The following is a 23084-nucleotide window of genomic DNA, read 5'->3' as shown; positions in this document are numbered from 1 at the left end:
CCAGGTAGATAGGCCGGGCGTGTAAGCGCAGCAATGCGTTTAGCGGACCGGTACTAATCGGTCGAGGGCTTGACCTGAAATGGTGGTCGGTGGTTAGTGGTCGGTCGTCGGTAGACGAAGGCCATACTGCCATCGAGAATACCTGTGCCGAAAAGCAAGCTGTGCAGTTTTGAGGGAATAAAACAACCGAAAAGTTTTCCGGTGACCATAGCGGAGAGGATACACCCGTTCCCATCCCGAACACGGCAGTTAAGCTCTCCAGCTTGTGCCCGGAACGGGTGCGCCGATGGTACTGGGTTTTACCCGGGAGAGTAGGTCGTTGCCGGAATTAATTTTAAAAAGAGCCTTCTGGGTACACCAGAAGGCTCTTTTTGTGTCCAAGGCTCTCGTTAGCAGTTCTACAGTGTTTTACAGAAACTATTGCAGACAACAGCAGACAAGATATGCAAAAGTTCCTTAAATAATCAGATCCTTGCGATCAAAGCCGCCATTGCGCAAGGTGTCAAGCAAAAAACTGAAACCTGTTTTTGATCAGGCACCCTAGCAATGATATGCATTTTCTGCACCTCTTTGCTGATGATTGTTGTGGTGTACAGTATCGTATTCCGATATTGCTGCGTCATAAAGTCCGGCGGTCACGTATTCCCTGCCCAGGGCGTCCGCGCTTAATATGGCGGCAAATACATCCTGCGGGGTGACTTTAAAAGGCATGTTGTAAATAGTTTCCTCGTTGGCGCAGGAGGCTTCGGCAACTTTCATTATTTCATCCTTATTGATGTCTTGGATACCCATTTCTCTTAAAGTAACGGGTAGCCCGATGCTGATGCAAAAGGAAATGACCTCGTCTATTTCTTCGGTAGGCCTGTTTTCCATAACCAACTGTACGATGGTCCCAAAGGCTACCTTTTCCCCGTGGTACAAGTGATGGCATTCTTCCATTACGGTAAAACCGTTATGAATGGAATGGGCCGCCGCCAACCCGCCGCTTTCAAATCCCAGACCACTGAGGTAAGTATTGGCCTCGATAATATTTTCCACGGCCCGGGTAGAGACTTTGTTTTCCGCGGCCAGCCTTGCTTTCAGGCCGTCCTCCAGCAGTGTATCATAACACAGTTTAGCCAGAGTGAGGGCCGCTTTGGTGGGCTGGCCGCCGGCCATGGTGGGTGAATTTGACTCGGCGCACGCCCGAGCCTCAAAATAGGTGGCCAATGCGTCCCCCATGCCAGCTACCAGAGTTCGCACCGGCGCCCGGGCAACGATACCGGTATCTACTAAAACAATGTCAGGATTGCGGGGTAAAAGCAGGTATTCGCTAAAGACACCCTCTTCGGAATAAATCACCGATAGCGCGCTGCACGGCGCGTCAGTGGAAGCTACAGTAGGTACAATGACTACCGGCAACCCTGCATAATGCGCCACCGCCTTGGCTGTGTCCAGTGTTTTCCCGCCGCCTATACCTACAATCACGTTGCACTTGGCATTACTGCAAATTTCCCTTAACCGGTCAATTTCCGGTCGGGAACATTCACCGTTAAACCTCTCAAACACTACTTTGGCATCGCTGCCCTGAAAACTTTGCTCCACAGTCCCGCGGGTAATGGACAGCACCAAATCATCAGCTATAACAAAATGCGCATTGCCCAAGCTGGATATATAGTCTTTGAGCTTGGCTAATTCCCCGTCACCCTGGATGTATTTGTTTGGTGAAATGATGATTCTAGCCATATAGTTTTACCCCTTTCCAGTAAAAGACCACTTCTTTTAGCTTTGTTTTATAGTAACCAAAACCGGCAGGAAATATGGCTAGTCATATTTGGTGCATGAATTGGCGCATAAATTTTTCGTAAAAAACACCCACTTGTTAATTTATCCAGAGAGTTGAAAAATTCATCAACGCGGCAATCATTGTGTATAATCATGGGTTAAAGGATATCTTCCATAGAATTACTCTTCTACTGGCCTTAATTGAAATTTACCGCAACTTTGTGCATCAGGGTCGTTATATTTAAGGGTTTGTTCCAATCCCTCCAGACCAATACGCTTTATAACATCAAAAACTGGTATCACCGGAGGTACTTGCCGTTCCAAACTGTTATAAACTTTAATGTTGGCGACACAACCATACCTGGTTTCCGCCTTACCCTTGATCCCAACAAAAAACTTACACTCGCGGCAGCGATGGGTGGCACGTAGGCGCATTTCCGGTAAATAGAGACGATGTTTCTCCCAGAGAACATTTCTTCTGTCCGGCATGAAATCTCCTCCTTTTATTTAACAATATATATTATTATACAAACATCTGTTCTAGAATGCTTTAGGAAAATTATACCGATTTGAGCCTGCTTTGTCATGACGTGTCTGTGTAGTGCAAATAAAAAGGTTACAGTAAAATTATGGCGAATTATGTACTTGTAAATAAAGTTTGAAAGAAAAGTAAAACAGGGGGTTTATGATAGTGCGGTTTTTACATACCTCTGATTGGCATTTGGGCCGCATTTTTCACGGTATTCATTTGACGGACGACCAGGCCCATATCCTGGACCAGTTTATTAAATTAATACATGACGCCAAGCCGGATGCTGTTTTAATTGCGGGAGACATCTATGACCGTTCCGTGCCGCCGCACGAGGCGGTGAACCTGCTGGATGAAGTGCTTTCCCGCATCCTGATAGATTACCGGGTACCGGTCATAGTAATTGCCGGGAATCATGACAGTCCCCAGCGGCTGGGTTTTGGCCACCGTTTGCTGGCCGGTCGGGGCCTTTATATTGTCAGTCAAATAAATAACGGGCTGGTGCCGGTGGTGTTGCAGGACGAGCACGGTCCGGTTTATTTTTGCGCCGTTCCTTATGTTGAACCGCCAGTGGTACGGGAAAAGCTGGGTGCTGCGGATGTCCATGACCACGATCGGGCCATGGCTATGCTGGTTCGGCACCTGAAGGACCAGGTGCCCCGGGGAGCGCGCACGGTGGCCCTGGCCCACGCTTACGTGACCGGCGGTGAAGGAAGCGAATCGGAACGTCCTTTGTCCATCGGCGGGGCGGACACAGTGGATGCAGCTTATTTTCAATCTTTTCATTACGCAGCCCTGGGACACTTGCATAAACCTCAATCCGCGGGGAATGAACACATCCGCTACGCCGGGTCTTTAATGAAATATTCCTTTTCCGAGGCCAAGCACAAGAAATCGGTGACTCTGGTGGAAATGGATGCCCGGGGCCGGACAACATATGAGACTGTTTCGTTGTCCCCTCGCCGGGATGTGCGCTGTCTGGCAGGGTATTTAAAGGACATTTTGGCCGGGCCGCAGAACGGAGAAAACAAGGAAGACTACATTATGGTGACCCTGAAAGACACCGGGGCCATTCTGGACGCCATTGGTAAATTGCGTGAGGTGTACCCCAACGTGCTGCATATTGAGCGCCCGCATATAACGGTCGGCGGGGAATTGCACGGGCCGGGCGGCGACCACCGTCGCCTGGGCGAGGTCGATTTGTTCGCCTCCTTTTTTACACAGGTCACCGGCACGGAAATTAACCGGGTCCAGGAAGAGGTGTTTACTGAAATAGTTGAGCAGGTTTACCGCAACGAGCGGGAGGTGCGGGTATGAAGCCGCTGAAACTTAGCATGAGCGCCTTCGGCCCCTATGCCGGGCCGCAGGTGCTGGATTTCACGGAACTGGGCGACCGTTCGTTTTTTGTAATTCACGGCCCCACAGGCGCGGGTAAAACAACCATTCTGGACGCCATGTGTTTCGCCTTGTATGGTGATACCAGCGGCGCCCGGCGTGACGGCAAGCAGATGCGCAGTGATCACGCCGAGCCTTCCGTAGTCACTGAAGTGGTGTTTGATTTTTCCATTGGGAGTGCGAGTTATCGCATTCAGCGCCGCCCGGAGCAGGAGCGCCCCAAGTTGCGCGGAGAGGGGACCACTGTCATGCGTTCCGAAGCCACCCTTTGGGATATTACCGGTATTTACAACGAGGCGAAGGAAGGCGCTGTACTGGAAAGCGGTTGGAATAAAGTGACGGCAGCGGTGGAAAAATTACTGGGCTTTAAAAGCGATCAATTCCGGCAGGTGGTTATGCTGCCCCAGGGAGATTTTCAAAAGCTGTTGATGGCGGATTCCAGGGAGCGCCAGGCTATTCTGGAAACCCTTTTCCATACGGAGTTATACCGCCGTATTGAAGAGTCGCTTAAGGAAGCGGCCCGGGTGCTGAAAAAGGACGTAGAGAAAACCCGGCAGCAAAGAAAATGGGTGCTGCAGGAAGCCAGATCCCAAACGCGTGAGGAACTGGCAGGGCGGTTGCAAAAGCACCGGGAGGAATTACATGCCGCCGGGCAAAAAGTAGCCTGCGGCCGGGCGATGGTAAAAAAGGCGCAGGAGGCACTGGCCGCCGGGCAGCAGGCCCGCGAGAAGCTGGAAGAAGAAAGGCAGGCCCGGGCGGCAGTGGCCGGGTTGGAGTCCAGGGCGCCGGAAATTGCCGCCAGGCGGCAGGCGTTGGCCAAAGCCCGCCGGGCTGCCGGTCTGTTGGACGCTGAAAGCGCGTTGCAAGCCAGGCAACAGGAAGTCAGTGAGGCTGAGTATGTGCTGGCCCTAAAAAACGAGACCATGAACCGGGCCCGCGCCGCAAAAGAAATGGCGGAAAAGAAATTCGCCCTGGAGAGGGGCAGGGAGTCCGAGCGGGAAGCCGCGGCGCGCGAGGTTACCCGGCTGGAGGAACTGGGTGACAAGGTTAGGTCCCTGGCCGGGGCCCGGGAAGCAGTGGTCAAGGCACAAACGCAATACAAGGCGGCAGAAAACAAATATAATAAAGTAAGGGAATTTCTAAACAGTACTCAGCTATTAATTGAAGAAAAGAACAAATTGTATGACGAGGCGGTAAAGCTGGCGGCAAGGAGGGACGCCCTGGAATCGGCCCTGCGGGAAGCGGAACAGGTGTTTAATAAAAGGCAGGCCCTGGAAGCGCAGCGCCGGGAACTGAGCGTCATTCTCAAAGACTTCCGTATTGCCGGGCAAAAATTGCAGCATGCTGAAGAGAACTATGCCCGGATTAAAGAGCAACTTACCGCCATGCAGGAGGCCTGGCCCCGGGGCCAGGCCGCGGTCCTGGCCGGTTCTTTAAAGCGGGGCATTCCTTGCCCGGTTTGCGGGTCCCTGGAACATCCCGCGCCCGCCCGGGAAAAAGCGAAACTGCCCTCGGAGGAAGAAATAAAGACCGGGCAGCAACAGTTGAATAATTTGGAGAAGTACCGCGACCAGGTGAAGGACAAATTTAATGCTCTGGTTGCAAAGAAAGCAACCGTTGAAAGCAAAGTCCGGGATCTGGAAGCAGAACTTGGTGATAAAGCCGGTGTTAACCTGTCCGTGCTGCAGTCTGACGCCCATAAAGCCGGACAGCTCTTGTCCGGTGCTCTGGAGGCTGTAAAAAAAGTGGATTTGCTGGCCGGGGAGCTGGCTGAATTAAAAGAACAAGAAAAAAAGGCCGGTGAGCAGTTGGAAATTTTACAAAAAGCCTGGCAGGAGGCCGGCATGGCCCTGGAGGCCGCCCGGGCCGTGGTGTGGGAGCGGGAGTCCGGCATACCGAAAGAGTTACGGGATTTAAATGCTTTAAACGAGGCCCGGCGGGTGGCCGGGGAGAAAAAGGAGCGGCTTATGGCTGCTTTTGAGCAGAGCCGGCTGGCCGTGGATGAGGCCAACCAGGCGCTGGCCAGGGCCGAGACCGCCGCCCAAGGGGCGCGGGAAGCCCTGCAGGCGGCTCAAAAACGGGCTGCCGGGGAAGCGCGCTCCTTTGCCGCTCGCCTCCAGGCTATGGGATTCGCTGACCCGGCGGAGTATGCCGCAGCCAAAAAAACGCAGGAAGAGATACTGGCGCTGGAGAAACAGATTAAGGAATATGATGAAAACTTTCGGGCTGCCCTGGATCGCCGGGAAAGGGCCATAAAGGCGGCCGAAGGTTTATCCGAGCCGGACATGAAAAAGTTGACCCGCGCCCTGGTGCTGGCCGAGCAGGCCAGGGATGAGGCTCTCCAACTGGAAACCCGGCTGCGTTCACAGATCGAGCAGGAAAATAACTGGTTGAAGCAGATTGTCGACCTGGACAGTGCCCTGGAAGAAATGGAGGGGCGTTATTCCGTGCTGGGGCATCTGTCCGATGTGGCCAACGGTAAAAATGATTACGGGCTGACCTTCCAGCGTTTCGTGCTGGGAGCGCTGCTGGATGACGTTATGGTGGCCGCCACCGAACGGCTGAAATTGATGAGCCGCGGACGTTACCACCTGCAACGTACCCTGGAACGGGCCCGCAGCAATGCCGCGGGGGGGTTGGAGTTGGAGGTATTCGATACATATACCGGCGTGGCGCGCCAGGTATCCACCCTGTCCGGCGGCGAATCTTTTCTGGCCTCATTGTCACTGGCTCTGGGGCTTGCGGACGTGGTACAGTCCTATGCCGGCGGCATGCACCTGGATACCATTTTTATCGATGAAGGTTTTGGCACCCTGGACCCCGAATCCCTGGATTTAGCCATGCGGGCTTTGATAGACCTGCAAAAGGGTGGCCGACTGGTGGGGATTATCTCCCACGTGCCCGAACTGAAAGAGATTATTGACATCCGGTTGGAAGTGCGGGCGACTAAAAAGGGAAGTACGGCGCGGTTCAGGTTGAGTTAAACCCGGTTTTAATTCGGCTGCCCTTCCTGTCGGATGCAATTGGTGCGGGTGCTGGAAACAGCCGGATGCAACGGAATGCAAGTGGTCCATCCGGTGGATTTACTGGTATAGTATGTATATAAAAAAGTAAAGCCCTTGTTCTTTTTAGTAGGAACAAGGGCTTTTGCTCATTTACTGCGGCATATTGGGGCTTTGGAAACTGGGGTGCTGGGGTTGGTTTAGGTTAAAGCTATTTGCGCCGGGGGTGGACAGGTCGAAATAAAGCCGGGCATCCTGGTCCACTCCCCAGTCGCGGTTTGAACCGCTGTCCTGGATCTTCTGGAATGCCTGGCGGAACAGGGTGTTATGTGCCTCCTCCCGGTTCAGCAGGAAATCGATCATTTGCCGTACATGTTTGTCGCTGATCTGCCGGTGCAGGTACTCGTAGACCACCTTGGCCTGCTGCTCGGCGGCGATGTTGGAAAGTATGTCCGCGGGCAGGTCGCCGGTGACATTTACGTATGTGGCGCAGAACGGTACTCCTGATCCGTTGGTCAGGTACGGCGCCAGGCCGGTAAGAACATTTGCTTCAATGTTGCCGGCCGGTTGCGTGCCCTGGGCGTCTATATCATGGCCGTTAAGCAGGTTGACGGCGGTGGCCACCATCTCCATATGGCTGAGTTCTTCCGCCGCGATATCCAAAAAAAGGTCTTTTACTTCCGGGTCTTTGATACGGAAACTCTGGGAAATATACTGTAAAGCCGCCTTTAATTCACCGTTCGGGCCGCCGAGTTGCTCCTGTAACATTACCGCGTACTGCGGGTTGGGCCGTTCTACCCGCACCATTTCCAGCAAGTTCTTGTCATGCTTGAACATATTACATCCTCCCGTATAATTGGTTTGGCAACCGGCCGCAACCAAAGTTTTTGTTCCATTATAGCTTGCGCAGATTATAAAAAATATTTGCTAGAAAAATTGTCCAATATATAATATGACTTGTCATTAACAAAGAGGGATTCATTGCCATATATACGCCCCTCTATTATAATCAATGTTAACTGGTCATAATTAGTCAATCAACGGAGGAACAATGATTAAGCAGAAAAAATGGCTGGTCAAAGCGTCCGAACCTGTTTTGCAGTTTATATTATCAAGGAAGCTGGGCATTTCCCCACTGATGGCCCAGCTTTTGATAAACCGAGGTATCTATACGGTGGCGGCGGCCCGGGAATTTCTTGATGTTTCCTTGGAAAAGCTGCACCCGCCCGGGTTGCTGCATGGGATGGCCCGGGCGGTGGAAATTACCGCCGGCGCTATAGAACAAAGGGAAAAAATATTGGTTTACGGTGATTACGACGTGGACGGGGTCACCGGCACCGCCCTGCTGGTGCATGTCCTGCGCCGGCTGGGGGCAGCGGTGGATTATTACATACCCCATCGTATTGAAGAGGGTTACGGGCTGCATGCTCCTGTGTTGCACAGGGCCCGGGAATCCGGGGTAGGGCTGGTAATCACAGTGGATTGCGGCATCAGCGCCGCTGCGGAGGTAGAGGAATCGTACCGCCACGACGGGCCGGAAATAATCATTACCGACCACCATGAACCTCCCACGGTGCTGCCCCGGGCCGGGGCGGTGGTCAATCCCAAGCAGAAGGAATGCCGTTATCCGTTCAAGGATCTGGCCGGGGTCGGGGTAGCTTTTAAACTGGTGCAGGCCCTGCTGGAAAAGATGGGCAACCCGTTTGGCTGGGAGGAATACCTGGACCTGGTTTGTCTGGGCACCGTTGCGGATATCGTGCCGCTGCACGGCGAAAACCGTATTCTGGTGCGGCACGGCCTGCCGCATTTAGCCCGCTCGCCCAGACCCGGGCTGCAGGCCCTTTGCCAGGTGGCCGGGGTGAAGGACGACGCCTTTAGCGCCTGGGACGTGGGTTTTATCCTGGCCCCGCGCCTCAATGCGGCGGGCCGTCTGGGCGATGCCGGATTGGCCGTGGAATTGCTGTTGAGCGAAGATCCCGCCGCGGCCCTGGAGGCGGCTACGCTTTTAAATCGGGAAAACCAGGAACGGCAAAAGCTGGAGAGTGTTGTGCTGTCCGAGGCGCTGGGTATGCTGGAAGGGGAACCCGGTCTGGCTGACCGGGAAGTGCTGGTGCTGGCGTCCGAGCACTGGCACCCCGGCGTCATCGGTATAGTGGCTTCCCGTCTGGTAGACCGCTTTTATAAGCCGGTTTTGTTAATCGCCACCGTAGAAGGGCAGGGGAAGGGCTCCGCCAGGAGCATCGAGGGGTTTCACCTCTACCACGCCCTGGAGCATTGTTCCGGCTTGCTGGACGGCTTTGGCGGCCACGCCATGGCGGCGGGCTTTTCACTTCCCGCCGCGCATATAAACTGTTTCAGGGACAGGATTAACGACTATGCGGCTGAACGGTTGGCCGGTTTGGAAAAAAGACCCACCTTGGAGCTCGATGCCCTGGTATCCCTTCAGGACGTTACATATGAACTGATTAACGAGATTGAACAGTTGGCCCCTTATGGACACGGTAACCCGGGGCCGGTGTTCGGCCTGGAACGGGCGAAGCTGGTCCACTGTCGCGGGGTGGGCAAAAACAATGCCCATTTAAAAATGCTGCTGGCGGACCGGAAGGTTTCAATGGACGGCATCGGTTTCAACCTGGGCCGGTTTGCTGGAGAAATAGCCGCCGGTCATGAGATTAATGTGGCCTTCACCCCTTCCATAAACAATTGGCAGGGCAGGCAGGCCTTGCAAATACAGGTTAAAGACATCCACCTGGAAACAGTGGGGGGCAAGGGGTGTTCCCGTGCATCTTCGGGGAATGAAAGTTTGCAAAGCGCCGGTGACTTGATTTTCGTGCCCGAAACTCTGGCGACTTTATTGCGAGATTTTTTAAGCAACCGGGGACACGTGGTTCCACCGGAAATGAGTTTGCTGAACACAGCGATCCTCCGGGGCGACGCCGGGGAACCGCTGCCGCAATGCCCGGCACCGGCCCGCGAGCCCAGGGAAAGCGCTCTTGCCCGCCTGAATTTTTCCGGGGGGCGGGTGCTGGTGCTGGCCAACCATGCCTGCCACACATTGCAGTTGTTTCGGCATATTAATGATTACAACCCTCATTTTGCCGGCCGGGCGACGTACTTGCACGGGTTTATGCCGGCAAAAGCCGCGGCGGAGGAACTGGCTAAAATAAACAACGGGGAGTATAAACTGGTGGTGGCCACAGCAGCCTGCCTTCACGCCGGTAAGCTTGCAAGCGGTGTTTTTGACCGGGTCCTGCTGGCCTGGCCCCCGGCGTCGGAAATGGACTGGCGACTGGTGAACGACCTGGACGGCGGGCGCATTCCGGCAATTGCGGAGGCTCTTTTTATGGCGCGGGACTGGGATGACACCCGCGGGCACCTGGAGGAACTGGCTCCCGAAAGGGATGTCCTGGCCCATTACTATTCTTTGCTGCGCCTGCAGGCTCCCGACGGGTCGGGCGCTTGCAGTAAAGCGGGCGTGCTGGAACAACTGGGCCGGGCGGGCTACCGGATGGCTTCCTGTATTTCGCTGGTTGTGGCGGTGGCTGTTTTTGCCGACCTGGGCTTATTGCAATATTCATGGCAAGAGGATATGCTAGTATATAAATTGTTGCCTGTACAAGGCCGGAAAATGCAGCTGGCTGCTTCACCCACTTATATGTGGACCCAGCAGGTTAAATCAGAAGGGCTGAAATGGATCAAATCCAGTGCCGAGTAAATGGGGCGTGAGCCATGTCTTTAGATGACGTAATCCAAAAGGTAATACATTACAATCCCGAAGCCGACTTGCAGAGGCTGAAAACCGCTTATGACTTTGCTGAAAAAGCGCACGCCGGGCAAAAACGCATTTCCGGTGAACCGTTCATCAACCACCCGGTGGCCATGGTCACAATACTGGCGGATCTGGAAATGGATATGGATACGCTGGTGGCCGGCCTGCTGCATGATACCGTGGAGGACACCGGGGTAACCTTGAAGGACCTGGCAGAAAACTTCGGTCCGGAAGTGGCGCAACTGGTGGACGGGGTGACCAAGCTGAGCCGCCTGGAATATCGCTCCAAGGAAGAACGCCAGGTGGAAAACCTGCGCAAAATGTTTCTGGCCATGGCCCGGGATATCCGGGTGGTACTCATTAAACTGGCCGACCGGCTGCACAACATGCGCACCCTGCATCATCACCAGCGGCACAAGCAGCGGGAAATAGCCATGGAAACTCTGGAAATATTCGCTCCTCTGGCCCACCGGCTGGGCATTTACAGGCTGAAGTGGGAACTGGAGGACCTGGCCTTTCGCTTCAGCAATCCGGGGAAATATTATGAGCTGGCCGACTTGGTGGCCCGTACGCGGAAAAGGCGGGAAGAATATATTTCCCAGATTGCCGATAAACTGCGCCAAAAATTAAATGAAGTAAAAATTAACGCGGAAATACAGGGACGCCCCAAAAACCTGTATAGTATTTACCAGAAAATGCAGAAGCAACAACTGGATTTCAACCAGATATATGACGTCATGGCGATCAGGGTACTGGTGGATTCCGTCCGGGATTGTTATGCCGTGCTGGGTACGGTCCACACCATGTGGGTGCCAGTCCCGGGGCGCTTTAAAGACTATATCGCCATGCCCAAATCCAACATGTACCAGTCGCTGCACACCACCGTGGTCAGCCCGTACGGCGATCCCCTGGAGATACAGATCAGGACCTGGGATATGCACCGCACAGCGGAATACGGCATCGCTGCCCACTGGCGTTATAAAGAGGGTGGGGGCAAGGACGGCGATTTTGATCGTAAACTGAGCTGGCTGAGGCAGATCCTGGACTGGGAAAAGGACCTCAAGGACGCCCGGGAATTCATGGAAAGCCTGAAAATCGATCTTTTCACCGACGTAGTGTTTGTGTTCACCCCCCGGGGAGATGTCATGGAACTGCCCGCCGGGTCCACGCCCCTGGACTTTGCTTACCGGGTGCACACCCAGGTGGGGCATAATTGCATTGGCGTTAAGGTTAATAATAAAATCGTGCCCCTGGATTATACCCTGAAAAACGGCGACCGGGTGGAAGTGCTTACTTCCAAGCAAGGCCACGGCCCCAGCCGTGACTGGCTTAATATTGTCAAAACCTCCCAGGCCAAGACCAAAATCAGGCAGTGGTTTAAAAAGGAGCAACGGGAAGAAAATATAACCAGGGGTCGGGAGTTGCTGGAGCGGGAAATTAAAAAGCAGGGCCTGGAGCCTGAAGCCATAAAAAGCGACAAGCTAATTGAATACGGTCAGAAAATGAACCTGGCCGACCTGGATGATGTATATGCCGCTGTGGGCGACGGCACTTTTTCTGCCGCCGGCCTGGTGAACAAAATTCGGGAAAAAGCCATTCGGGAAGATAAAAAAGCGGCGACCAGCGAAAAAATCAAAGAATTGCTGCAGCAGGACCCCCGCCCGTTGCCTTCCTGGGGTAAGCCCACCCAGGGCATCCGGGTGCGGGGTATCGACAACCTGCTGATTAGGCTGGCCCATTGCTGTAACCCGGTGCCGGGGGATGAAATTGTGGGTTATGTTACCCGCGGCCGGGGGGTTTCCATTCACCGGGAAGATTGCCCTAACGTCGAATCCCTGTTGAACGACCCGGATCGTCTGGTGGAGGTGACGTGGGATAAGGATTTCCACTCACCCTTCCAGGTGCGCCTGGAGATAATTGGAGCTGACCGCGCCGGGTTGCTCGGCGACATTATGAATGTATTGATGGAAATGAAAATAAGCGCCAACTGGGTCAATGCCCGGGGACGCAAGGACAATACCGGCGTGGTGGAAATGATTCTGGAAATGAAAAATATGGAGCAATTTGATTATGTCATCAACCGGTTTAGCCGTATCAAAGGTGTATACAGTATAAACCGTACCGGTAAACCAATTACACAAGCAAGCGGGGGATGATGTTTTGCGGGCGGTTGTGCAAAGGGTGTCGGGCGGCGCCGTCAGCGCACCCGGTGAAGAAAGGCGTACTATCGGGCCGGGTTTGGTGGTGCTTTTGGGGGTAGGCAGGGAAGATGACGCTGCGGATGTCCGCTATCTGGCGGATAAAGTGGTCAACCTGCGTATTTTTGAAGATGCGGACGGTAAAATGAACCAATCGGTGGCCGATACCGGCGGCCAATTACTGGTGGTTTCCCAGTTCACCCTGTACGGCGACTGCCGGAAAGGCCGGCGTCCCGGCTTCAGCGACGCGGCGCCGCCGGAACAGGCCGTCAAACTTTACGAGGATTTTGTACGTGAAGTCAGGACCCGGGGATTGGAAGTCGTCACCGGTTATTTTCAAGCCCACATGCTGGTGGAAATCATGAATGACGGTCCGGTCACCATGCTGCTGGACAGCAGGAAACAGTTTTAAGGAGGGAAAACTATTGATATTCACGGGACTGGAAGTGGGCCCGCTGGGCACCAACTGCTACATTATCGGTTGCGCGGAAACCGGGTTCGGGGCGGTAATCGACCCCGGCGATGAAGACGCCCGTATTTTGGAACAGTTGCAACACCTGAAATTAAAATGCCAGTACATAATCCTCACCCACGGCCACGTGGACCATATCGGCGCGGTGGGTGAAGTTCATGCAGCCACCGGCGCCGCCGTTTGTATTCATCAGGCCGACGCGGAAAGACTGGTCAACCCGGCCCGGTATTCTTTGCTACCGGTTGATTCTGTAAAACCCAAAACCGCAGACCGACTGCTCAAGGACGGGGATAAAATCCAAGTGGGCAAGACAACGCTGGAAGTCATCCATACGCCCGGCCACACCCCCGGCGGTGTTTGCTTGAAAACGGAAGATATTTTGTTTACGGGGGACACCCTGTTTGCCGGTTCGGTGGGCCGCTCGGACTTGCCGGGCGGCAGCCACAACCAGTTGATAAACTCCATTAAAACCAAATTACTTGCTTTCCCCGACGCTACAAAGGTTTACCCGGGGCACGGCCCGGCATCAACCATCGGCGCGGAGAAAAAATTCAACCCGTTTTTGTAAGTCTATTTGGGAGGTGTAAACTTGATATTCGAGGGATTTGAAGTGGGCCCCATGGCTGCCAATTGCTATATTATCGGCTGTGAAAAAACCGCAGTGGGAGCGGTGGTGGACCCCGGCGCGGAAGGCGGGCGTATTCTCAAACAATTGGAAAGATTAAAACTGAAATGCAAGCATATAATCCTCACCCACGGGCACGTCGACCATATCAGTGCACTAAAAGAAGTGCGGGAAGCCACCGGCGCCGAGGTGATGATCCACAAAGACGACGCCGGCATGCTCACCAGCCCGGCGCAAAACCTGTCTCTGTTCATGGGTTCGATGCTGAAATTCAAGGAAGCTGATCGTTTACTGGAGGACGGGGAGAAAATAAAAGTAGGCAACGTAACATTGGAAGTCATCCATACCCCCGGGCACACCCCGGGAGGCATCTGCCTGAAGGTTGGTAACGACCTGATATCGGGGGATACCCTGTTTGCCGGTTCGGTGGGCCGTTCCGATTTTCCCGGGGGCGACCATAACGTGCTGATCAATTCTATTAAAACAAAACTACTTGCGTTTCCGGACGAAACAAAGGTCTATCCCGGCCATGGCCCGGCATCCACAATCGGCCAGGAGAAAAAAATCAATCCTTTTCTTTAATAGTATTGCGCCTCAAGACCTCAGGGCCGCAGGAGTATATTGGACGGGGACAAAAAGGGGACAGGCTCCTTTTTCGCATTTTGAAAAAGGTGCCTGTCCCCTTTTTGTCCCCTTTTACGGTCTGTTCCCTTTTCTGCTTATTTTTTTGTGCGCCCGGTTTTTTTAAAATTTTAAATTGCAGGAAAATTATAGTCATTTATAGTAATCTAGAATAAGGGAGGGGTGATATGAAATGGGTAACCAAAAGATAATCGGCGCTCTACCGGGCGAGCATAATTTGCAGGATTATGACAAGGCCTGTCGTGAGTTCAGCTTCGAAATGCTGGCCCGGGAATTTTACGGAAATGCGGGCAAAATCAATATTGTGCACCGGGTTATTGACCACAATATCGAACGTGGCCGGGGCGACCGGATGGCGCTTTATTATGACGCGGACGACCGGCAGGCGAGTTATACTTTCAATGAATTAAACGAACAGGTGAACCGCTTTGCTAACGTTCTGGATAAGTATGGTTTGCAAAAAGGGGACCGGTTGGCAATCTTCTTGCCCCGCAGCCCGGAATTGTATATCAGTTTTTTGGGGGCGGCTAAAAAAGGGGTTATCGTGGTGCCCATGTTTGAAGCATTCATGAAGGATGCCGTCAGGGAGCGGCTATTGAGCAGCGGCGCGCAAGCGCTGGTTACTAATGCCGAACTGCTGTCCCGGGTGCCGCGCCAGGAACTGCCCGACCTGCGGGCAGTATTAATAACGCAGGGTGCGGGGGATGCGCAGACCCTGGACTGGTACAGCGAGGTGGCCGGTGCCTCGCCCCGGACGGAATTTTGTTGGGTGAACAGGGAAGACCCGCTGTTTATTCTTTATGCCGCCGGAGCGGATGGACGTCCCAAGGGACTGGTGCATGTGCACGACATGATGCTGGGCTTGTGGGCAACGGCCGCTTGGGTACACGACCTTAAGGAAGATGACGTCTACTGGTGCACAGCCGACCCGGGTTGGATCACGGGTATCGCATACGGCTTTTGGGCCCCTTGGCTGCACGGGGTGCCGGTGCTGGTGAAAGGAGGGCGTTTCGATGCTGAGCAATGGTGCAGGGCCCTGGAAAAATACCGGGTCAGCGTCTGGTACAGCGCGCCCACCGCTTTTCGCATGATCATAGCTGCCGGCAAGGAGGTTTACGGCCGGTACGACCTTGGCAGGTTGCGGCATATTCTCAGCGTGGGCGAGCCGCTGACCGATGATGTAATGCAGTGGAGCCTGGAAACGCTTGGCGTGCCCATATACGATACCTGGTGGATGAGCGAAACGGGGATGAATATGATCTGCAACTTGCGTTGCCTCAACATCAAAATGGGCTCCATCGGCCGGCCCGTGCCCGGCATCCAGGCAGCCGTGGTAGATGACGAGGGCAACGAGCTGCCGCCCTACCGTATCGGCAACCTGGCCGTCCGTGCGGGGTGGCCCGCCATGGCCCGGGACGTCTGGGGGAACCGGGAAAAATACGAGGAGTATTTCCGGCTTAAACCCTGGTTCATATCCGGTGATGCCGCTTACATGGACGAGGACGGCTATTTTTACTTCCAGGGCCGGGTGGACGGAGTTATCAACACCGCCGGTGAGCGGGTCGGACCATGGGAAGTGGAAGAAAAACTACGGGAACATCCGGCTGTGCAAGACGCCGGGGTGGCCGGCAAGCCGGATAAAATCAGGGGGGAAATTATCAAGGCTTATGTGGTGCTGCAGCCCGGTTACGAATGGTCGCATGCTCTGGGCGAGGAACTGCGTAATTTCGTGAAAACAGGACTGGCGGCCCATGCCGCGCCCCGGGAGTTTGCGGTTAAGGAAAGCATCCCCAAAACTCCGGACGGTAAAGTGGACCGCAAGGTGCTCCGGGGTTGGGTCCTGGAACTGGGAAAATAAAATTGTCTCGTTGACATAAAGCAGCCCAAAAAGGGGACTGGAAAAAAAGGGGACTGGCTCCTTTTTCGCATTTTGAAAAAGGTGCCTGTCCCCTTTTTTTTCCTTGGCTCCTAAAAGGGGGACAGGCGCCGATTCACAAAACGAATCGGAGCCAGTCCCCTTTTTTATTCTTGTTTAATGGTGCGGTTTACAATCATGGCACCCGCAGTCGGTGTTATGCTTGCGGGTGTATCCGGCGCCATCCATAGCGTCAACCACCTGCTGCCGGATGCCGTCCAGGTACTGCCGGCGCAGCTTTTGCTGCTCGGCCTTTTCCTCATCGGTCAAACCTTCGTAACGCTGCTTGCGGGCCAGGTAATTGATTCTCTCCACCAGTGTTCTGGTTATCACATTTAACACCACCTTCACTACATTATAGCATTCATTGTTACAGAACACAAAAGCAGGAAACACCGGACCCGCAAATGTTGCCGCGGTTAACGGTAGTTGACAAAAACCACGATATTACATAAAATTGGGTTCAGGTATGCAAAAGCAGGCTGAAAGTCTGCCCTCCCGTTTCCGTTCTGCCGGTGCGGGAGTTTTCTGTTGTTTTAAAAGGAGGAAACTATAGTATGCTGACTACGCGGCCGCGGGGGACCGCCGATATTCTCCCGGGTCAGGTTGAAAAATGGCAGTATATAGAAGAAAAAATTGTCCGGATTTGCAGGGAATACGGCTACCGGGAAATCCGCACCCCGGTTTTTGAACACACTGAACTGTTTGTACGCGGAGTGGGCGAAGACACTGACATAGTGGAAAAGGAAATGTATACTTTCCGCGACAGGGGTGACCGGAGCATAACCTTACGTCCCGAAGGCACGGCATCCGCCGTGCGGGCCTACCTGGAAAACAAGCTTTATGCCGGGCCGCAGCCGGTCAAACTTTACTATATCGGTCCCATGTTCAGGTATGACCGGCCCCAGGCCGGCCGCTTACGGCAGTTCCACCAATTCGGGGTGGAAGTTTTCGGCTCTTATCACCCGGCGATTGATGCCGAGGTCATGGCTATGGCCATGGACTTTTACGGGCGGCTTGGTTTAAACGATCTGGAGCTGCATATCAACAGCGTTGGTTGCCCTAACTGCCGACCCGTGGTTCGTAAACGACTACAGGAATTTTTCCAGCCCGTATTGGCGGACCTGTGCCCCAATTGCCGGGGCAGGTTCGAGCGCAATCCTTTGCGGATACTGGACTGTAAATCCGATCGCTGCGCCGAATTGTCCCGGGAGGCGCCCACCACGGTAGACTGCCTCTGTCCGGATTGCGGGGAACACTTTGCGCAAGTGCAGCAGTTTTTACAGGATCTGGGCATTCCCTATGTTTTAAATAACCGTCTGGTGCGCGGCCTGGATTATTACACCCGGACAGCATTTGAAATAATGGCCCCCGATATCGGCGCGCAAAGCTCGGTGGGCGGTGGCGGGCGATATGACGGGCTGATAGAGGCATGCGGGGGACCGCCGACCCCCGGTATCGGGTATGCGCTGGGTCTGGAAAGGATTATCCTGGCTCTGGAAAACCGCGGGCTGGCGCCGGATGTTACCTCCGGCCCCGAGGTTTTTGTGGTTGTGCTCGGTGAACGGGCGGCCAGGGAAGGGTTTGCCCTGCTGGCCAAATTACGGCGTGCGGGAATAGCTGCCGACATGGATTACCAGGGGCGCAGTCTCAAAGCGCAGATGAAGTATGCCGGTAAGCTGGGGGTACGGTATACCGTGATTATCGGCGAGGAAGAGCTGCAGCGCAACATTGTTGTGCTGCGCGATATGGAATCGGGCAACCAGCGGGAAATCCCCGGCGCCCGGATCCTGCAGAATCTTGCTGAACCGGCCGCTGATCGATAGCCGGCCGGTATCGCGCCGAACCCGCGAGCGACGTTGTTTTTGGATTGCAGTAAGACGTACGGGAGGTATTACATAAAAATGTTTGAATCTATGCACGGATTAAGCCGTACTCACTATTGCGGTGAATTATCCGCCGGGGAAAACGGCCAAACGGTAACCCTCACGGGCTGGGTGGATACCCGCCGGGATCATGGCGGCCTGATATTTGTTGACCTGCGCGACCGTACCGGAATTGTGCAGGTAGTGTTCAGCCCTGACATTAATAAAGAATCCTTTGCCAAGGCCGAGGGAGTGCGCAGCGAATACGTGCTGGCAGTTGTCGGCAGGGTGTCGGTGCGACCCGAGGAATCTGTAAACCCCAATATTTCCACCGGTGAAATAGAAGTGCTGGTGGACGAACTGCGCATTTTAAATAAAGCCAAAACTCCGCCGTTTTATATTGAAGACGGGGTGGATGTGGATGAAAACCTGCGCCTGCGCTACCGGTACCTGGACCTGCGCCGCCCGGAGATGCAGCGCGCCATGATGATGCGCAATCGGGCCGCCAAGTCGGTACGTGATTTTCTGGATGAACACGGCTTTTGGGAAATAGAGACGCCCATGCTCACCCGCAGCACCCCCGAAGGGGCCCGGGATTACCTGGTGCCCAGCCGCTTGAACCCGGGGCGATTTTATGCCCTGCCCCAGTCCCCGCAATTATTCAAGCAAATTTTGATGGTGGCGGGCATGGACCGGTACTACCAGATTGTGCGGTGCTTTAGGGATGAGGATTTGCGGGCCGATCGGCAGCCTGAATTTACCCAGGTCGACCTGGAAATGTCCTTTGTTGACGTCGAGGATGTCCTGTCGCTGATGGAAAAAATGATTGCCCGGCTATGCCGGGACACTATAGGTATTGAAGTGACCACGCCTTTTCCGCGCCTGACCTATCGCGAAGCTATGGACCGTTACGGTTCGGACAAGCCCGACACCCGGTTCGGCATGGAACTGGTGGATATCACTGATGTGGCCGCCGGCTGCGGCTTTAAAGTTTTTACCTCAGCAGTGGAAAACGGCGGGCAGGTCAGGGGGATCAACGCCCGGGGCTGCGGCAGTTACAGCCGTAAAGATATCGATGAACTGACCAAATTTGCCGCCATTTACCGGGCCCGCGGGCTGGCTTACTTCATCGTCACCGCGGAAGGCGTAAAATCGCCCATTGCAAAATTCTTCAACGAGCAGGAAATCACGAGCATATTGGAACGGTTTAAAGCTGAAGAAGGGGATTTGCTGCTTTTTGTGGCTGACCAGCCCGACGTGGTGGCGGCATCGCTGGGAGCGCTGCGCCTGCATCTGGCGGAAAGGCTGAACTTAATCCCCGCCGATCAGTTTAATTTCCTGTGGGTCACGGATTTCCCCCTGTTGGAATACGACGGGGAAGAGCAGCGCTGGGTGGCCATGCACCACCCGTTTACCTCACCACGGGAAGAAGATTTGCCGTTCTTGCAGAGCGACCCGGGCAAAGTACGGGCGCGGGCTTACGATATGGTTTTGAACGGCATAGAAATCGGGGGCGGCAGCATCAGGATTCACCGCCGCGATGTGCAGGAAATGATGTTTGACGCCATTGGCCTCACCAAGGAAGAAGCCCGTGAAAAGTTTGGTTTTATGCTGGAAGCCTTTGAATACGGCACCCCGCCCCATGGCGGCATAGCCTTTGGCTTTGACCGTCTGGTTATGCTGCTTCTCGGCAGGAAGACCATTCGTGACGTAATTCCCTTCCCCAAAACGCAGAGTGCCGCCGATCTGATGACCATGGCTCCGGGTCCGGTGGATGAGCGCCAGTTAAAGGAATTATATATTAAAACCACTGTCAAAAAAACAACTGAGAAAAAATAAAAATAATGCATAAGTGTCTAAAAATAGCGAATAAATAATGTAAGAGACAACTAAGTATACCTACTTGCCACAATAGCGGGTGTTGTGTTAACATTAAGTTAACATTTAAAAAATCACCCTGCGGTGTGCGTGATCGCCTTGAAGTTTTGAGCCAACACCAATTTAAAGGGAGCCTGGCCTCTGGATGTAGATTGTATGACTTCCTGGGGAGTAAACGAGAAGCATTCAGGAGGGCACCCACCTGTTGAGAACAGGTTCAGAAAACTTTGGGGATTAACGGCACCTCGGGGGTTGTAAAAGATTTGATTTGAAAGTTTCCAGCGAGGCAAGTTGATTTAATTGCCTTTTTGGAAACTTTTCTGTTATTTACGCATGGAGTGTTGAGAAATGTCTCATAGGTTTGACCGCACGGAAATGCTTATAGGCCGCGCGGGATTGGAGAAACTGGCGGCCAGTAAAGTGGCAATTTTTGGCCTGGGCGGTGTGGGTTCCTTTGCTGCGGAGGCGTTATGCAGAGCCGGGGTGGGATATTTTTTGCTGGTCGATCATGATGTGGTGGACGTTACCAATATCAACCGGCAATTGCACGCGCTGACCGGCACAGTGGGAGAACCGAAAACCGGTTTGATGGCGGACCGGCTGCATCAAATAAATCCCGCTGTGACTGTGCAAGTCAGGCAGCAAAAATTTACGCCGGACAGAGCAGCGGAAATGCTGGACGGCCGGCAATTGAATTTTGTGGTTGATGCCATTGATGATGTGGAGAATAAGGCAGCCCTTATCGTTGCCTGTGTGCGGCGTCATTTGCCGGTAATATCCGCCATGGGTGCGGGGAATAAACTTGATCCCACTTCATTTAAGGTTGACAGTATCTGGAATACTGCGGTTTGTCCCCTGGCCAGGGTAATGCGGAAAAAGTTGCGCGATGCAGGCATTAGTGCGGAAGTACCCGTGGTATATTCCACGGCCCGCCCCATGCGCCCTGCGATGGGCAATACGCCGGCCGGCGGGCGGGGCGCACCGGGTAGTATTTCTTACGTGCCGCCGGTGGCCGGGTTGATCATGGCCGGCTTTGTAACGGACAGATTGTTGGGTTTAGGTGTTTTTTCTAAAAAGATGAATTGACTTTTATTTGCTATGTAGATATTATAGGTTATGGAGCATGCGGTATGCGTACATAAACTTCAAATTTACAAATAATATTTGTGTGTTTGTGAGGGTAATTCTAATAGATATAGAGTTATAAATTGAAAGGAGAGATGTTCGTGGCCAGTGAAAGGATTGTTGCCTTGGGGGGAGCAAATTTTAAGGAGTTTATTGACAATGCTACGATGCCCGTACTGGTGGATTTCTGGGCTGAGTGGTGCGGTCCCTGTAAGATGATCGCCCCCGTAATTGAAGAAGTGGCGGCGGAATATGAAGGCAAGGTGCAGGTGGCCAAGTTTAATGTGGACGAAGATAAAACCGTGCCTTCCAATTACAGTATTGTAAGCATTCCCACATTGATAGTTTTCAAGGACGGCAATGAAGTGGAAAGGATTATTGGATTTAAAACCAAAAAGGAATTGCAGGCCGTACTTGACAAGCATGTTTAGGATTTACCGCGGGACTTAATTTTAATATTCATGAAATGACAGCCAGGAACATTGTTCCTGGCTTTTTAAATAATAATGGGGCGGGTGAAATTAGCGTGGAAGATATGTTTCAGCAGGCGGCGCGTAAAAATATGCAACGCACGGCCCCGCTGGCCGTGCGCATGCGGCCCCGCACGCTGGAAGAATTTGAAGAACAGGTCAACCTGGTGGGGCCGGGGCGGCCGCTGAAGCAACTAATAAAAAACGACGGGCTGCAGTCCTTGATTTTCTTTGGTCCGCCGGGTACCGGCAAAACCACCCTGGCTCACATTATCGCCGGCATGACCAGTGCTCATTTTGAAAAAATAAACGCGGTAATGGCCGGGGTGGCGGATATCCGCAAGGTGGTGGACCAGGCCCGGGACCGGTTGGCCATGTACGGGCGGCGCACCGTGCTGTTTATAGACGAAATACATCGCTTCAACAAGTCCCAGCAGGATGCCCTGCTGCCCTACGTCGAGGACGGTACCGTCATTCTTATCGGGTCAACCACGGAAAATCCCATGTTTTCGGTAAACCGGCCGCTGCTTTCCCGTTCTTTGCTTTACCGGCTTGAGCCCCTGTCCGACCAGGCGCTGGCCAGGATAGTGCGCCGGGCGCTGGCGGACGAAGAGCGGGGCCTGGGGCGCTACCGGGTGGACCTGCGGGATGACGCTATACAAATAATAGTCGGCTTTGCCAACGGCGACGCCAGGGCGGCATTAAACGTTCTGGAGATGGCCGTGCTTACCACGCCGCCCGGTGAAGACGGCCGGCGCGCCATAACGCCGGAGGTGGTGCAGGGGGTATGCCAGAACCGGGTTATTCAGTTTGACAGGCTGGACGAGCATTATGATGTTATTTCCGCTTTTATCAAAAGCATACGCGGCTCTGACCCCCAGGCCACCCTGTACTGGCTGGCCCGGCTTCTGTACGCCGGCGACGACCCGGCTTTCATTGCCCGCCGGATAATGATCCATGCCGCGGAAGACGTCGGTCTGGCCGACCCCCAGGCCCTGGTGGTGGCGACGGCGGCGGCCCAGGCGGTGGAGCGGATCGGTATGCCCGAAGCGCGGATCATCCTGGCTGAAGCCGCGCTTTACATTGCCCTGGCGCCAAAAAGCAACGCCTCTTATCGCGGGATAGAAGCCGCGCTGGATGCGGTACGCCGGGAAAAGGCCGGGCCGGTGCCCATCCACCTGCGGGACACCAGTTATAGCGGGGCCAAGAAACTTGGGCACGGCAAGGGGTATCTATACCCGCACAATTACGACGACCACTGGGTCCGGCAGCAGTACCTGCCCGATAACCTGAAAGACGCAGAATTTTACCGGCCCTCGGAACAGGGGCGGGAGCAGGCTTTATGGGAGCGGTTGCAGGGATTGAAAAAGAAATAATCTATATTGACAAAATCCGATCGGAATGCTAAGATATCTTTGGGTTAATTCCTAGTTAA

17 protein-coding genes, 2 rRNA genes and 1 other RNA gene are annotated in these 23084 nt (G+C 54.0%); 16 read left to right on the top strand and 4 right to left on the bottom strand.

Annotated elements, in window-relative coordinates; genetic code table 11:
• Together BM299_RS06725 and rrf are read left to right on the top strand one after the other, a co-directional pair.
• A 23S ribosomal RNA gene (locus tag BM299_RS06725) occupies positions 1-77 on the top strand; the annotation flags it as partial.
• Between the two features lie 120 nt (positions 78-197).
• Positions 198-328 (top strand): 5S ribosomal RNA (gene rrf / locus BM299_RS06720).
• A gap of 212 nt (positions 329-540) precedes the next feature.
• On the opposite strand, the gene BM299_RS06715 is transcribed toward rrf, so the two are convergent.
• Positions 541-1725 (bottom strand): glycerol dehydrogenase, encoded by a 1185-nt coding sequence (locus tag BM299_RS06715; RefSeq protein WP_092482696.1) that lies wholly within the window; start codon positions 1723-1725, stop codon positions 541-543.
• Between the two features lie 219 nt (positions 1726-1944).
• Entirely contained in the window at positions 1945-2253 is a 309-nt protein-coding gene (locus BM299_RS06710; protein WP_092482695.1) for a hypothetical protein, read from the bottom strand.
• Between the two features lie 202 nt (positions 2254-2455).
• Here BM299_RS06710 and BM299_RS06705 point away from each other — a divergent pair, with 202 nt between their 5' ends.
• Positions 2456-3610, top strand: coding sequence for an exonuclease SbcCD subunit D (locus BM299_RS06705; RefSeq protein ID WP_092482694.1), 1155 nt, complete (start codon positions 2456-2458; stop codon positions 3608-3610).
• On the top strand, positions 3607-6672 hold the full coding sequence (locus tag BM299_RS06700) for an AAA family ATPase (RefSeq protein WP_092482693.1): 3066 nt from the start codon (positions 3607-3609) through the stop codon (positions 6670-6672). Before BM299_RS06705 ends, BM299_RS06700 begins: the two co-directional genes overlap by 4 nt.
• Positions 6673-6843: 171 nt before the next feature.
• On the opposite strand, the gene BM299_RS06695 is transcribed toward BM299_RS06700, so the two are convergent.
• The gene (locus BM299_RS06695; RefSeq protein ID WP_092482692.1) at positions 6844-7527 is read right to left on the bottom strand and encodes a manganese catalase family protein; all 684 of its coding nucleotides are present in this window, start codon (positions 7525-7527) and stop codon (positions 6844-6846) included.
• A 214-nt stretch (positions 7528-7741) separates the two neighbouring features.
• Between BM299_RS06695 and recJ the strand changes: the two genes are divergently transcribed.
• The 6 genes from recJ (at position 7742) to acsA (ending at position 16254) form a co-directional block, all read left to right on the top strand.
• The gene (gene recJ / locus BM299_RS06690) at positions 7742-10405 is read left to right on the top strand and encodes a single-stranded-DNA-specific exonuclease RecJ (RefSeq protein WP_092482691.1); all 2664 of its coding nucleotides are present in this window, start codon (positions 7742-7744) and stop codon (positions 10403-10405) included.
• 14 nt (positions 10406-10419) lie between these two features.
• Positions 10420-12615, top strand: a complete 2196-nt coding sequence (locus BM299_RS06685) for a RelA/SpoT family protein (protein WP_092482690.1) — start codon at positions 10420-10422, stop codon at positions 12613-12615.
• Positions 12616-12619: 4 nt separating this feature from the next.
• Positions 12620-13069 carry a D-aminoacyl-tRNA deacylase gene (gene dtd, locus BM299_RS06680; RefSeq protein ID WP_092482689.1) on the top strand — a complete coding sequence of 150 codons (450 nt, stop codon included), beginning with the start codon at positions 12620-12622 and terminating at the stop codon, positions 13067-13069.
• 13 nt (positions 13070-13082) lie between these two features.
• Entirely contained in the window at positions 13083-13697 is a 615-nt protein-coding gene (locus BM299_RS06675) for an MBL fold metallo-hydrolase (RefSeq protein ID WP_092482688.1), read from the top strand.
• A 21-nt stretch (positions 13698-13718) separates the two neighbouring features.
• Positions 13719-14336, top strand: a complete 618-nt coding sequence (locus BM299_RS06670) for an MBL fold metallo-hydrolase (RefSeq protein WP_207545138.1) — start codon at positions 13719-13721, stop codon at positions 14334-14336.
• Between the two features lie 232 nt (positions 14337-14568).
• Complete coding sequence (acsA, locus tag BM299_RS06660) at positions 14569-16254, top strand: acetate--CoA ligase (protein ID WP_092482686.1); 1686 nt, start codon at positions 14569-14571, stop codon at positions 16252-16254.
• 174 nt (positions 16255-16428) lie between these two features.
• On the opposite strand, the gene BM299_RS06655 is transcribed toward acsA, so the two are convergent.
• Positions 16429-16644 carry a DUF896 domain-containing protein gene (locus BM299_RS06655; RefSeq protein ID WP_092482685.1) on the bottom strand — a complete coding sequence of 72 codons (216 nt, stop codon included), beginning with the start codon at positions 16642-16644 and terminating at the stop codon, positions 16429-16431.
• 224 nt (positions 16645-16868) lie between these two features.
• Between BM299_RS06655 and hisS the strand changes: the two genes are divergently transcribed.
• From hisS to BM299_RS06625, 6 genes are all read left to right on the top strand, one after another.
• On the top strand, positions 16869-18137 hold the full coding sequence (hisS, locus tag BM299_RS06650) for a histidine--tRNA ligase (protein WP_092482684.1): 1269 nt from the start codon (positions 16869-16871) through the stop codon (positions 18135-18137).
• A gap of 78 nt (positions 18138-18215) precedes the next feature.
• Positions 18216-20015, top strand: a complete 1800-nt coding sequence (aspS, locus tag BM299_RS06645) for an aspartate--tRNA ligase (RefSeq protein ID WP_092482683.1) — start codon at positions 18216-18218, stop codon at positions 20013-20015.
• A 112-nt stretch (positions 20016-20127) separates the two neighbouring features.
• A non-coding RNA gene (gene ssrS / locus BM299_RS06640) (6S RNA) lies at positions 20128-20310 on the top strand.
• Between the two features lie 92 nt (positions 20311-20402).
• Positions 20403-21140 carry a tRNA threonylcarbamoyladenosine dehydratase gene (locus BM299_RS06635; protein ID WP_092482682.1) on the top strand — a complete coding sequence of 246 codons (738 nt, stop codon included), beginning with the start codon at positions 20403-20405 and terminating at the stop codon, positions 21138-21140.
• Positions 21141-21280: 140 nt separating this feature from the next.
• Entirely contained in the window at positions 21281-21610 is a 330-nt protein-coding gene (gene trxA / locus BM299_RS06630) for a thioredoxin (RefSeq protein ID WP_092482681.1), read from the top strand.
• 104 nt (positions 21611-21714) lie between these two features.
• Positions 21715-23025 carry a replication-associated recombination protein A gene (locus BM299_RS06625; protein ID WP_165608212.1) on the top strand — a complete coding sequence of 437 codons (1311 nt, stop codon included), beginning with the start codon at positions 21715-21717 and terminating at the stop codon, positions 23023-23025.
• The last annotated feature ends 59 nt before the right edge of the window (positions 23026-23084 follow it).

It is taken from the genome of Desulfoscipio geothermicus DSM 3669 (genome assembly GCF_900115975.1).
Classification (GTDB): domain Bacteria; phylum Bacillota; class Desulfotomaculia; order Desulfotomaculales; family Desulfallaceae; genus Desulfoscipio; species Desulfoscipio geothermicus.
The sequence above is the reverse complement of the archived record's forward strand: the minus strand, read 5'-3'. Positions and strand labels throughout refer to the sequence as shown.

Coding starts and splice junctions, on each gene's coding strand:
- BM299_RS06715 (WP_092482696.1), bottom strand. CDS start 1,725: ATGGCTAGAATCATCATTTCACCAAACAAATACATCCAGGGTGACGGG.
- BM299_RS06710 (WP_092482695.1), bottom strand. CDS start 2,253: ATGCCGGACAGAAGAAATGTTCTCTGGGAGAAACATCGTCTCTATTTA.
- BM299_RS06700 (WP_092482693.1), top strand. CDS start 3,607: ATGAAGCCGCTGAAACTTAGCATGAGCGCCTTCGGCCCCTATGCCGGG.
- BM299_RS06695 (WP_092482692.1), bottom strand. CDS start 7,527: ATGTTCAAGCATGACAAGAACTTGCTGGAAATGGTGCGGGTAGAACGG.
- recJ (WP_092482691.1), top strand. CDS start 7,742: ATGATTAAGCAGAAAAAATGGCTGGTCAAAGCGTCCGAACCTGTTTTG.
- BM299_RS06685 (WP_092482690.1), top strand. CDS start 10,420: ATGTCTTTAGATGACGTAATCCAAAAGGTAATACATTACAATCCCGAA.
- acsA (WP_092482686.1), top strand. CDS start 14,569: ATGGGTAACCAAAAGATAATCGGCGCTCTACCGGGCGAGCATAATTTG.
- hisS (WP_092482684.1), top strand. CDS start 16,869: ATGCTGACTACGCGGCCGCGGGGGACCGCCGATATTCTCCCGGGTCAG.
- aspS (WP_092482683.1), top strand. CDS start 18,216: ATGTTTGAATCTATGCACGGATTAAGCCGTACTCACTATTGCGGTGAA.
- BM299_RS06635 (WP_092482682.1), top strand. CDS start 20,403: ATGTCTCATAGGTTTGACCGCACGGAAATGCTTATAGGCCGCGCGGGA.
- BM299_RS06625 (WP_165608212.1), top strand. CDS start 21,715: ATGTTTCAGCAGGCGGCGCGTAAAAATATGCAACGCACGGCCCCGCTG.